The sequence below is a fragment of the Bacillus inaquosorum genome (assembly GCF_023238325.1).
GTDB lineage: Bacteria > Bacillota > Bacilli > Bacillales > Bacillaceae > Bacillus > Bacillus inaquosorum.
In genome coordinates, this window is the sequence record NZ_CP096592.1 from 2,444,303 (window position 1) to 2,456,876 (window position 12,574).

Sequence of the window (12,574 nt, forward strand, 5' to 3'; positions counted from 1 at the left end):
TCCATCGTTATTTTTTCATGAGTACCCGTCCTGCCAGCTTTTCAACGAGAGCTGGAAACAACTGATACAGCTTGGTGCCGGCATTCATTAAACGCGGAAGATTGATCTCCCGTTTGTTGGTTAAAATAGCAGCTGTAATTTGAGCTGCCACGTCATCAGGATCAAGCATCCACCGGCCCACATTTTTGACGTAGTCCCCGTCTTTATCAGCAATGGAAAAAAAGTCCGTCTGAATCGGTCCCGGATTGACTGTTGTCACATAAATGCCGGTTCCCGCCAGCTCCATCCGCAAAGCGTTTGAGTAGCCGAGCACGGCATGTTTTGTCGCAGAGTAAAGACTCGACTTCGGTGTTGCAATTTTCCCTGCTTGAGAAGCGATGTTGATGATATGGCCCTTTTTTTGCTCAAGCATATGCGGAAGCACCGCTTTTGTACAGGCGATCAAGCCAAAGACATTCACATCAAACATCGCTTTCATGTCATCCAGTGTCGAGTCTAAAACCGTTTCAAATATACCGAAGCCCGCATTGTTGATCAGTACATCAACCGAGCCGATCTGATTGCGGACGCGGTCGATATCCTCTAGGCGGCCGACATCCAGAGGAAAAATCTCACACTGTCCGCTCCATTCCTCGGTTATTTTCCTTTTGATTTCAATCAAACGATCCTCACGTCTTGCCGACAGCAGGACATGGGCTCCTTCAGCAGCGCATAAATATGCAATTCTTTCACCAAGCCCTCCTGAAGCGCCGGTTATCCAAATCCGCTTTCCCGCTATATGTTTCATCCATTTCACCTCTTCATTGTTCTAAAGTATGCAGTATTTCCTTCCCAATATGACGTGATGGCTTCTTCAGCCGCCAACACATCAAGATGCCCTGCTGTTTCTGACATCGTTAAAAATAATTCCTTTTCATACACAGCAGGAAAAAGCTGCTGGCAGACCTGAAAAGCAGTCATCGGCTTTTCATCCAGCATGCGCCGCACACCCTCCGTCCTGTTCCTCTGTTTGTCAAAACGCTTCTCAATCAGCGCCTGAACGCTGGTGATTGTCTCGCCGTGACCGGGAAACACGATTGTTAGATCAAGTTCAGACAGCCTTCCCAACGACCGCTGATAATCGACTAAAGGCTTTGACCTTATGTCTCCCGCTTTCGGCGCTTCCAGAATCGGGTTAGACGAGCTGTTGGCCAGCAGAAGATCGCCGCCAAGCATTCTCCCGCTTTTTTCATGGAAAAGAACGATATGCGATTCAGCATGTCCAGGCATCTCCAAAACCGACCAGCCCTCAAGCCCATCAATACTCATACCTTCTCTGACTGTTTTCGTCAGGGATCTCGTACAGGAAAATGCGTACGCGGACCGAATGAGCTTTTCTGCCTTTTCCATATCAAAAGGAACGCCTAATTCTGGCAGCAGCTTTTGAAAAAAACGTTTTTGCCAATCCATAAAAGCCTGATCTCGGCTGATATAAGGTTCGTTAAACGGATGTCCGATCACTTCGATTTCATCAGAAAAGACATCAAGCAGGCCTGCATGATCAGCGTGATGGTGAGTCAGTACAACCTGCTCGATATCTGACATTTTCACATTTACAGCGGCAAGCTGCTCTTGAAGGGCTCTGACAGCCTCCTTTGTATTCGGCCCGGCATCGATAAGTGTCAGCGCATCGCCTTTTACTAGATACACGAGAACATCGCCGACAGCAAATGGCGTCGGGACGCGGATCGCAATTACATCTGCAGTTGTCATCCTTTTGCTCCTTGTCTTCATTCATTATTCATATTTTAGCTTTTTCTCGGTCTTGTGTCATTATTGCCGAATGAGAACGGCCCTTTTTGAAAAAGCTATTGACATTAGCTTGTCCGCCATTGCATAATGAACAACAAACTAAAACGAGAACCATTGGAACGCTATGACGAGGAATAGTATACAAGGCAATGGCCAAAGAGAGCGATATCCCCGGCTGAAAGATATTGCGGCCCGCTTGTTTGTAGAACCTGCCCTCAGAGCGGTTAGGAAAACCTAAACGTTTCCCGCGTTACGGGATTTGAGCTGAGCATAATCTGTGCTAATGAGGGTGGTACCGCGAACCTTTTCGTCCTTTACGTGATGAAAAGGTTTTTTGTTGTTCTAATAGAAGGAGGATATCAATGAAAAAGATAGGATTTGTCGGCGCCGGGTCCATGGCAGAAGCAATGATCAACGGTATTTTGCAAAGCGGCATCACAAAACCAGAACATATCTATATCACAAACCGCTCAAATGACGAGCGTCTGATTGAATTAAAGGAAACGTACGGGTTGCGTCCATGCAGAGATAAAAATGAGTTTTTCACTCAAACCGATATCATCATCCTCGCTTTTAAACCGAAGGACGCGGCGGAAAGCATTGACAGCATCCGTTCGTACATCAAGGACCAGCTTGTGATTTCAGTACTTGCAGGCCTTACAATTGAAGCCATTCAGCACTATTTTGGCAGAAAGCTCGCGGTCATTCGCGTCATGCCTAATACTTCAGCAGCCATCAGAAAATCAGCAACCGGATTTTCCGTAAGCGCTGAAGCAAGCCAGGATGATATCACAGCAGCACAGGCTTTATTGGAAACAATCGGTGATGCCACACTGGTTGAGGAACGGCATCTTGATGCTGTCACGGCGATCGCCGGCAGCGGTCCGGCCTACGTGTACCGTTATATTGAGGCAATGGAAAAAGCGGCGCAGAAAGTAGGATTGGATGAGGAAACAGCAAAAGCACTCATTTTGCAGACAATGGCAGGGGCAACAGATATGCTCCTTCAAAGCGGCAAACAGCCCGCACAGCTCCGCAAGGAAATCACAAGCCCGGGAGGCACAACAGAGGCAGGTCTTCGCGCTTTACAGGACTCCCGCTTTGAAGAAGCGATTATTCACTGTATTGAAGAAACTGCTAAACGCAGCGCTGAAATCAAAAAGCAGTTTGCCGGTGCCGCCTTAGAGAGGCATTCATAGTGTAAGCACAAAGACAGAAGGCACAATGCCATCTGTCTTTTGTTTTTCCTAAAACAGCTTACCGGCAGTTTCTGATTGTTTTAATAGGGCAGCGATCGTAAACGAAAGCAAGTCGGGAAGCACTTCAAAGGAATAAGGCAAATACAGTCTTTCCGTCCATTTGTGCGGGTCTTTTCCCGCCGGGCCAACATTTAAAACCGGTACATATAAAGCCTGGTCTTTGCCGCTTGGCAGCGAATATCCTCTGTTAAAGAGCGGCATATTGCTTGTGTACGCATCAACCTCCTGCTTTTCGAGCTGCAGATAGCTTAAGTCTGAAAGTCCGGGAAAATATTGAACCTCCCGTAACGCAATGCCGTATCTGTCAGCCGCATATTGCCTAAGCTGGTCAGCTGTATTCCTGATCAACTGATCGTCCTTTGAAGAAACCGCCGGATAAAACGGCGGGCTGTAAAAAAGAACAATAAGCGGCGCATCCTCCTTACAAAGCGCAGCAAGCTCAGATACAATTTTCGTCGAAAAATCCCTGTCTCCAAGATCTCCCCTGTTGGCAAAGGCATAATTCAGAACCCGCTCGGTTTCAGAATTTCCAGCACGCTTTTTCGCACGCGCGATCAGCTCATCAAATGTCAAAACAGAGACAGCACGTTCCATCGGCGTAAATGACTCAAATTGCTGAAAATCCTGTGTTTTCTTTCGGATGTTCGCAGTTATTTCCTCCGCCGCCTGTTCGGCGGTTTTAAGCAGCATCTGATGCAGTTCACTGGCCGATCGTTTCATTGACAGCACATTAAATAACGTGACAGCTGTATGCGGTGTCTGAACAGAATACGCCTCTTTCAAGTCCTTTTGCATTAAGTTTACCGGCGGCGGAGTGACTTCACCATCAACCTTTTCGCAATAATCCGCATTCAGCTCAAGCAAGCGGTTAATCTCAGATACCATTAAATTGGCATTTATGCCTGAAAACGGCTCTCCGACATGAGTTTCAATCCCCTTGCAGAAAAATCCCGCAAGCACCTTGCCAATGCTTCCTGAGTAAAAATATTGCTGCTGGTCGCCGGGAAATTTTTCAAACATCGGTTCAGCATTCAGGCAAGCTGTTAATGTGATATCATACTTTTTCTCCATTTCCTTCAGTACAGGAACCGCTTCAATCATGCCTCTTGAATTCACTTCCTCATCAGGAACCGTAATCAACAGCAGATTGCCTTCAAATTGGCCGTTCATTGCCCGCTCCAGCATCGACAGCTGAACCGAAAGCCCTGCTTTCATATCCATCGTCCCTCTTCCGAACAGCCAGTCGCCGCTTTCAGCGTCTGTTCTCACACGCTCCGGAAGCAGCTCTTTTTTCTCTAAAAAGGAGCTCAACAGCTCAGCAGGCTTACATGCCATATGTTTGAATTCTCCGTAATCCTCTATGTCCACGACATCAAAATGACTCAGCAAAAGCACTGTCTTTTTGACATTCTTCTTTTTGACAAGAGCCGTAAGAAAGGATCTGCCGTCGTCCATCGTATGAAGTGTTACATCATCTGGATGTTTTTGAAAATAAGGCTTGTCCTTCAAAATAAAATAAAGATATTCTGCAAGCGCTGCCTCTCCCTTCGAACCGGTGATGCTTTCGTATTGCACAAGAGAAGTTAAAAGGGTCAGCAATTCGTCCTTCGTCTGCCAATTCATCGATTTCCGCCCCCTCCTATGTATAAAAACGCTTCTAGCTTGAAAAATAAGATGATTCCCTGTCTATTATACAGAAATGTTTGACAAAAACGGATCTTTTGAGCAGTTTATATGACGGGAAAGAAATGACCTGATATAATCAATCTCTAAAACCTTACGGGAGGCGAAAGAAATGGCCAGAAAATTATTCACACCTATTACAATTAAAGATCTGACGTTAAAAAACCGCATCGTCATGTCGCCAATGTGCATGTATTCTTCTCATGAAAAGGACGGAAAATTGACGCCGTTCCACATGGCACATTACATATCACGTGCAATCGGCCAGGTCGGACTGATTATTGTGGAGGCATCAGCGGTTAATCCTCAAGGGCGAATCACAGACCAAGACTTAGGAATTTGGAGTGACGAGCATATTGAAGGCTTTGCCAAACTGACTGAACAGGTTAAAGAACAAGGCTCAAAAATCGGCATTCAGCTTGCCCATGCCGGCCGTAAAGCAGAGCTTGAAGGAGATATTTTCGCTCCATCGGCGATTGCGTTTGACGAACAATCAGCAACACCTGTAGAAATGTCAGCAGAAAAAGTAAAAGAAACGATCCAGGAATTCAAACAAGCGGCAGCCCGCGCAAAAGAAGCCGGCTTTGATGTAATTGAAATTCATGCGGCGCACGGATACTTAATTCACGAATTTCTATCTCCGCTATCCAACCATCGTACAGATGAATACGGCGGCTCACCAGAAAACCGCTATCGTTTCTTAAGAGAAATCATCGATGAAGTCAAACAAGTATGGGACGGCCCTTTATTTGTCCGTGTATCTGCTTCTGACTATACAGACAAAGGCTTAGACATCGCCGATCACATCGGTTTTGCAAAATGGATGAAGGAGCAGGGTGTTGACTTAATTGACTGCAGCTCAGGCGCCCTTGTTCATGCAGACATTAACGTATTCCCTGGCTATCAGGTCAGCTTCGCTGAGAAAATCCGCGAACAGGCTGACATGGCAACTGGTGCTGTCGGCATGATTACAGACGGTTCAATGGCTGAAGAAATTCTGCAAAACGGACGTGCCGACCTTATCTTTATCGGCAGAGAGCTTTTGCGGGATCCATTCTTTGCAAGAACTGCTGCAAAACAGCTTAATACAGAGATCCCGGCCCCTGTTCAATACGAAAGAGGCTGGTAATGTCCAAAAGAGATATCCTCAACCGGATATCTCTTTTTTTATTTTTTAGAGAAACGATCAGCTCAGGTTCTCCGTCTCCCTAGTAGAACCAATTAGAGGAGATGACTCCAATGAACTCAGCTTGGATAGAAAAGACATATACAATTGACGGATGTGCGTTTCATACACAACACCGGAGAGGATCAAGCGGTGTAACGATTGTCTTTGAGGCCGGCTACGGTACTTCTTCTGAGACGTGGGAACCATTAATGGCGGACATTGATGATGAATTTGGCATTTTCACATATGATCGGGCAGGAATAGGGAAAAGCGGACAAAGCAGCACTAAACGAACAGCTGAACAACAGGTGAAAGAATTGGAGAGTTTGCTTAAAGCAGCAGATGTAAAACCTCCTTATTTGGCTGTTTCTCACTCATACGGAGCTGTGATCACCGGTTTATGGGCCTGCAAAAACAGGCGCGATATTATCGGCATGGTCCTCCTTGATCCAGCTTTAGGAGATTGCACAAGCTTCTCCTTTATTCCTGAAGAAATGCACAAAGCATACACAAGAAAGATGATGCTTGAGGGCACACATGCAGAATTTTCAAAAAGCCTGCAGGTACTCAAACAACAGCAAGTCCATTTAGGAAACATGCCTCTCCTTGTGTTGTCATCAGGTGAACGGACTGAGAAATTCGCTGCTGAACAGGAGTGGCAAAACCTGCACAGCAGCATATTGTCTCTATCTAATCAAAGCGGCTGGATTCAAGCTAAAAACAGCTCGCACAACATCCATCATGATGAACCTCATATCGTGCATTTGGCTATTTATGACGTATGGTGCGCAGCGTGCCAGCAGGCCGCTCCTCTTTACCAGGCAGTCAATTAACATAAAAAAAGACCGGGCTGTAAGACGCCCGGTCTTTTATGTTATTTTGTTTCACGATGAAGGGTATATTTCTTTAAACGCGGTGAATATTTTTTCAGCTCTAAACGGTCTGGGTTGGTGCGTTTATTTTTTGTTGTGATGTAGTTTCGGTCTCCCGTTTCAGTGCAGGCTAAAGTAACATTTACTCTCATATTAACATCTCCTTATAAAGCGTAATGATTACGTTTTATTATACAACGTAATCTCAGATTGTCAAATAAGAGTTTTTTCAGCCGCGCGGGATGTTTACCTCTAAGAAATCATACGCCGCCACGCTGTTTGGGAAAACGTCTGCCGCTTCTTTTTGAAGCTCCAGAGAGGCATCTCCCTGATATCTGGCGCTGATATGGGTTAAAATGAGCTGCTTCGCCCCGGCTTCTTTCGCTGTTACAGCAGCTTGTTCCGTTGTACTGTGAAAATAATCATAAGCAAGTTTCCTATCTTCCTTAGCAAATGTCGCTTCATGAACAAGCACATCACAATCCCTTGCAAGCTCTTTTAGTTTGTCACTTACTCTCGTATCTCCTGAAAACACCACAGCCCTGCCCTTTTTAGGAGGCTCCAGAAAATCATTTCCATTGATGATGCGCCCGTCTTCAAGCGTTACCGTTTCGCCTTTTTTGATTTTTTGATACACAGGTCCGGGCGGGATGTTCATTTCCTTTAATAAATCCGCCTTTAAGGAACCAGGCACGTCTTTTTCCTGTACGCGGTATCCGAAGGCTTCCACTCCATGAATAACAGATACTGCCGTGACAATAAACTGATCGTCTTCAAACACGATTCCTTCTTCGATTTCCTTGATCACAAGCGGATATGTCAAATGGGTTTTAGTGACGGCAAGGCTTGTTTCAATAAAAGCCTTGATGCCTTTTGGCCCGTACACCGTCAGCTCGTCTTCACCGCCTTGAAAGGAGCGGCTCCCCAGAAGCCCTGGAAGCCCGTATACATGATCGCCGTGCATGTGGGTAATGAAGATTTTTTCTATTTTACGAGGTTTAATCGTTGTATGTAAAATTTGATGCTGTGTGGCTTCCCCGCAGTCAAACAGCCATATCGAACGCCTTTCTTCAAGCAATTTTAATGCCACCGACGTTACGTTTCTCGCCTTGGCGGGAATGCCCGCTCCCGTCCCTAAAAAAAGTAATTCCACATTTCCTTCCTCCTACTAGAACTAGTTACCTACAAGAATACAGGATCATGCGACAAATGTGAATCTTGCCTCTGAAAGGAACAATCCTTTCGTTCTAGAAACATTTTTACGGCATTCAGCAAAAAATGGGCTGAAATGTTTGCTTTCGTTGAATTTTAGATTTAAAATGAAGGAAATATACGGGGTGTACTAAAATAAAGCTTCGAATAAAGTGAGGTACTTTTAGTGAAAACAAACCAACAACCAAAAGCAGTAATTGTCATATTCGGTGCAACGGGAGATTTAGCAAAACGAAAACTGTATCCGTCTATTCACCGTTTATATCAAAACGGACAAATCGGAGAAGAGTTTGCAGTTGTAGGAGTTGGAAGAAGACCTTGGTCTAATGAAGATCTTCGCCAAACCGTTAAAACATCCATATCCTCATCTGCAGATAAACATATAGATGATTTCACGTCTCATTTTTACTATCACCCGTTTGACGTGACAAATCCCGGCTCTTATCAAGAGCTTAACGTATTGCTTAACCAGCTGGAAGATACATATCAAATTCCGAACAACAGAATGTTCTACTTGGCAATGGCTCCTGAATTCTTCGGGACAATTGCAAAAACATTAAAATCAGAAGGTGTTACAGCAACAACAGGCTGGTCCCGCCTTGTCATTGAAAAGCCGTTCGGCCATGATCTGCCAAGCGCACAGGCACTAAACAAAGAAATCCGCGAAGCGTTTACAGAAGATCAAATTTACAGAATCGACCATTATTTAGGCAAACAAATGGTTCAGAACATTGAAGTCATTCGATTTGCCAATGCGATTTTCGAACCGCTTTGGACAAACCGCTATATCTCAAATATTCAAATTACATCAAGCGAATCACTTGGCGTTGAAGACCGTGCAAGATATTACGAAAAATCAGGCGCTCTGCGCGACATGGTGCAAAACCACATTATGCAAATGGTTGCCCTTCTTGCAATGGAGCCACCGATCAAATTGAACACAGAAGAAATCCGAAGCGAAAAAGTGAAGGTTCTGAGAGCTCTGCGCCCTATTGCAAAAGAAGAAGTGGATGAGTACTTTGTGCGCGGACAATATCAAGCCGGTGAAATTGACGGTGTATCGGTTCCTGCTTATACAGATGAGGATAATGTCGCTCCTGACTCAAATACAGAAACGTTTGTTTCAGGCAAGCTCTTGATCGACAACTTCAGATGGGCTGGTGTTCCATTCTATATCCGCACCGGAAAACGAATGAAAGAAAAGTCCACAAAAATCGTGGTTCAATTTAAGGACATTCCGATGAACCTGTACTACGGTAATGAAAACAATATGAATCCGAACTTGCTCGTCATCCATATTCAGCCTGACGAAGGCATTACGCTTTACTTAAACGCTAAAAAGCTTGGGGGGGCAGCACACGCGCAGCCAATCAAACTGGATTACTGCAGCAATTGCAATGACGAGATGAACACCCCTGAAGCATATGAAAAATTAATTCACGACTGTCTTCTTGGCGATGCAACAAACTTTGCTCACTGGGATGAAGTTGCCCTATCTTGGAGCTTTGTCGATTCCATTTCTGAAACATGGGCAGCAAACAAAACCTTGTCTCCTAACTACGAATCAGGCTCTATGGGACCGAAAGAATCAGATGATCTTTTGGCGAAAGACGGCTTGCACTGGTGGAATATATAAAACGAGAAAAGCCGAAAATGCTTGTGAGCATTTTCGGCTTTTTTTGCAGCTGTCAAGACTGCCATATCCCTTAATACATTCTTTAATAACAAAAACCCCCGAAGCCTAAAGACTTCGGGGGTTTTTATTGATCACTTCATCCATTCAGTATGGAAGATACCTTCTTTATCAGTACGCTCATAAGTATGGGCGCCAAAGTAGTCACGCTGTGCTTGGATTAGGTTTGCAGGCAGTACGGCTGTACGGTAGCTGTCATAGTAAGCTAATGCGCTTGAGAATGACGGCACCGGCACACCTTGGGCAACTGCAAGTGAAATCACTTGGCGAAGCGCTCCTTGGTAGCTTTCTACAATATTTTTGAAGTAGCTGTCAAGAAGCAGGTTATCAAGCTCAGGTTCGCGATCGTAAGCTTCTTTAATCTTTTGAAGGAATGCTGCACGAATGATGCAGCCGCCGCGGAAGATCATAGCGATTTCGCCATATTTCAGATTCCAGTTATATTCTTCAGAAGCAGCTTTCATTTGGGCAAATCCTTGCGCGTAAGAACAAATTTTACTCATGAACAGCGCTTTTCTGACTGCTTCAATCAGCTCTTCTTTATTTTCTGTAACAGGCTTCACTTCTGGCCCTGAAAGAATGCCGCTCGCTTTCACACGTTCTTCCTTCATAGCTGAGATAAAACGTGCGAATACAGACTCAGTAATAATCGGAAGCGGAACACCTAAGTCAAGCGCGCTTTGGCTTGTCCATTTTCCTGTTCCTTTTTGGCCTGCTTTATCAAGAATCACATCAACAAGCGGTTTGCCTGTTTCTTCGTCTTTTTTCGTAAAGATGTCAGCTGTAATCTCAATCAGGTAGCTGTCAAGCTCACCTTTATTCCATTCAGCGAAAACTTCGTGAAGCTCATCAGCTGAAAGGCCGAGCACCTGTTTCAGAATGAAGTAAGATTCAGAAATCAGCTGCATATCTCCGTATTCAATACCGTTGTGGACCATTTTCACATAATGGCCGGCACCGTCTGGACCGATATATGTGGTACAAGGTTCTCCGTCAACTTTTGCAGAAATCGCTTCAAGAATCGGCTTCACAAGCTCATGTGCTTCTTTTTGTCCGCCTGGCATGATAGAAGGCCCTTTAAGCGCTCCTTCTTCTCCGCCGGAAACGCCTGTTCCGATAAAATGAATGCCGCTTTCAGCGAGCTCTTTGTTACGGCGCTGTGTATCTTTATAGTATGTATTACCGCCGTCAATTAAAATATCATCCTTTTCTAGATGAGGAAGAAGAGATTGAATTGTCGCATCTGTTGCAGTTCCCGCTTTAACCATTAATAAGATTTTGCGCGGTGTTTCCAAGGATTGGACAAACTCTTCAATGCTGTATGTGCCAACAACATTTTTGCCTTTTGCCTCCTGCAGAAACTCCTCAGTTTTACTGCTTGATCTGTTGTAAACAGAAACAGAAAATCCCCGGCTTTCGATATTTAAAGCCAGATTTTTACCCATGACCGCAAGACCGATAACTCCGATTTGTTGTTTTGACATATTCTAACGTCCCTTCTGCAAACGTTTAATCATTTTAAAATTTAAATTAAAATAAAATGATATTTATAATAAAGAAATTACCATACTTCCACCCTTTTTTTCAAGCTATTCAACTTTTCTTTTCATCCTGAAAAAAATCTTTATTAAAGCTTGTTCCCTTCGTTTTGCTCTCCTCTTTTTTTATCCTTGCCCCTTTTCTGATCAGTTTGGAGCCGTACTTATCATTCAGCTTTTCCATCATCTGCTGAATTGGTTCATCCTTCGCATCTTCATTAAAACTGAACAAATCGAGCTGCTTATAGGCCTGCTCTTTTTCTACTAAATCCGTTCCGGTAATGCCAAGCAGCCTGACAGGATTTTTATTCCAATGTTTAAAAAAGAGGTGCTCCGCTTCTTTCATAATTTCATTTTTTTGATCGATCGGATTTTTCAGCGTGATGCTTCTCGTGATGGTTTTCCAATCTGCATATCTAATCATAATAAAAAGCTTCGAAGCCATGACTTCCTTGCGCTGTAAGCGGTCACTGACGGAAGCGGCCAGTTTTCTGAAAACGCCTAACAGCTCTTCTTCATCACTGGAATCATGTGAAAGTGTCGATGAGTTGCCGACGCTTTTAAATTCGTAAATGCGCTCCGGGTCAACTGGCGCATGGTGAATGCCATTTGCTTTATTTTTAAGGCGCGGCCCGTTGATGCCAAGCAGGCGCTTCAGCGAGTGTATATCAGCTGCCGCTAACTCTCCAATCGTATGAATGCCGAGTCCCTTCAGCTTTTCCGCTGTCTTTTTGCCAACTCCGTGCATCTCTCCAACAGGAAGCGGCCAAAGGATATCAGGCACTTGTCTCTTTCTTAAAATCGTGATGCCAAGCGGTTTTTTCATATCAGACGCCATCTTAGCGAGAAATTTATTCGGCGCGATCCCTATGCTTGACGGAAGCAGCAGCTCTTTTTGCAGCCTGCTTTGGATTTCTTTTGCCGTCTCCAAAGCGCGGCTGCTGTATGGTGTATCGGTCATGTCCATATAGCCTTCGTCGATGGAGACAGGCTCCACCAGGTCAGTATATTCACGGAGGATGTTAAACATCGCTCTTGAAGAGCTTCTATAGCGGTCAAAATTCGGCGGAAGAACGATAAGTTCAGGGCAATTGCGCTTCGCTTCCCAAACCGGCATCGTTGTTTTGACGCCGCGCGCTCTTGCTTCGTAGCTGCATGTCACCACGATGCCCTTTCGCTCCTTTACGTTTCCGGCAACTGCAACCGGCTTCCCTCGGAGGGCCGGGTCATATGCCATTTCCACCGATGCGTAAAAACTATTCATATCAATATGGAAAATAATTCGGCCCTTTCCCGGCATAAAATAAATCTCCTTTTCGTTCATTAGACAACGGCTTGTACATATAGTAAAATGAAGG

The 12,574-nt window shown here is 44.8% G+C and carries 11 protein-coding genes; 4 read left to right on the forward strand and 7 right to left on the reverse strand.

The genetic code is table 11. The features are described from left to right. Positions 1-7: 7 nt before the first annotated feature. Together M1M80_RS12175 and M1M80_RS12180 are read right to left on the reverse strand one after the other, a co-directional pair. A complete protein-coding gene (locus M1M80_RS12175) occupies positions 8-787 on the reverse strand; it encodes an SDR family NAD(P)-dependent oxidoreductase (RefSeq protein WP_019258824.1) in 780 nt (259 codons plus the stop codon). A gap of 5 nt (positions 788-792) precedes the next feature. Then, positions 793-1,752, reverse strand: a complete 960-nt coding sequence (locus M1M80_RS12180; RefSeq protein ID WP_060398968.1) for an MBL fold metallo-hydrolase — start codon at positions 1,750-1,752, stop codon at positions 793-795. A 401-nt stretch (positions 1,753-2,153) separates the two neighbouring features. Here M1M80_RS12180 and proC point away from each other — a divergent pair, with 401 nt between their 5' ends. Beyond that, on the forward strand, positions 2,154-2,990 hold the full coding sequence (gene proC, locus M1M80_RS12185) for a pyrroline-5-carboxylate reductase (RefSeq protein WP_060398969.1): 837 nt from the start codon (positions 2,154-2,156) through the stop codon (positions 2,988-2,990). A gap of 48 nt (positions 2,991-3,038) precedes the next feature. Here proC and M1M80_RS12190 read toward each other — a convergent pair whose 3' ends face one another. Beyond that, on the reverse strand, positions 3,039-4,673 hold the full coding sequence (locus M1M80_RS12190) for a M20/M25/M40 family metallo-hydrolase (RefSeq protein ID WP_060398970.1): 1,635 nt from the start codon (positions 4,671-4,673) through the stop codon (positions 3,039-3,041). A 172-nt stretch (positions 4,674-4,845) separates the two neighbouring features. Here M1M80_RS12190 and namA point away from each other — a divergent pair, with 172 nt between their 5' ends. Next, positions 4,846-5,862: an NADPH dehydrogenase NamA gene (gene namA, locus M1M80_RS12195; RefSeq protein ID WP_060398971.1), complete on the forward strand. Its 1,017-nt coding sequence runs from the start codon at positions 4,846-4,848 to the stop codon at positions 5,860-5,862. A 110-nt stretch (positions 5,863-5,972) separates the two neighbouring features. Further along, complete coding sequence (locus M1M80_RS12200) at positions 5,973-6,734, forward strand: alpha/beta fold hydrolase (protein WP_060398972.1); 762 nt, start codon at positions 5,973-5,975, stop codon at positions 6,732-6,734. A gap of 41 nt (positions 6,735-6,775) precedes the next feature. Here M1M80_RS12200 and rpmG read toward each other — a convergent pair whose 3' ends face one another. Continuing rightward, positions 6,776-6,925 (reverse strand): 50S ribosomal protein L33, encoded by a 150-nt coding sequence (gene rpmG, locus M1M80_RS12205; RefSeq protein WP_003226511.1) that lies wholly within the window; start codon positions 6,923-6,925, stop codon positions 6,776-6,778. 77 nt (positions 6,926-7,002) lie between these two features. Further along, complete coding sequence (rnz, locus tag M1M80_RS12210; RefSeq protein WP_060398973.1) at positions 7,003-7,926, reverse strand: ribonuclease Z; 924 nt, start codon at positions 7,924-7,926, stop codon at positions 7,003-7,005. 225 nt (positions 7,927-8,151) lie between these two features. Between rnz and zwf the strand changes: the two genes are divergently transcribed. After that, positions 8,152-9,621 carry a glucose-6-phosphate dehydrogenase gene (gene zwf / locus M1M80_RS12215; protein WP_060398974.1) on the forward strand — a complete coding sequence of 490 codons (1,470 nt, stop codon included), beginning with the start codon at positions 8,152-8,154 and terminating at the stop codon, positions 9,619-9,621. 131 nt (positions 9,622-9,752) lie between these two features. Here zwf and gndA read toward each other — a convergent pair whose 3' ends face one another. Beyond that, the gene (gene gndA / locus M1M80_RS12220; protein ID WP_003236806.1) at positions 9,753-11,162 is read right to left on the reverse strand and encodes an NADP-dependent phosphogluconate dehydrogenase; all 1,410 of its coding nucleotides are present in this window, start codon (positions 11,160-11,162) and stop codon (positions 9,753-9,755) included. A 109-nt stretch (positions 11,163-11,271) separates the two neighbouring features. Continuing rightward, a complete protein-coding gene (locus M1M80_RS12225) occupies positions 11,272-12,516 on the reverse strand; it encodes a DNA polymerase IV (protein ID WP_060398975.1) in 1,245 nt (414 codons plus the stop codon). Positions 12,517-12,574 lie beyond the last annotated feature (58 nt).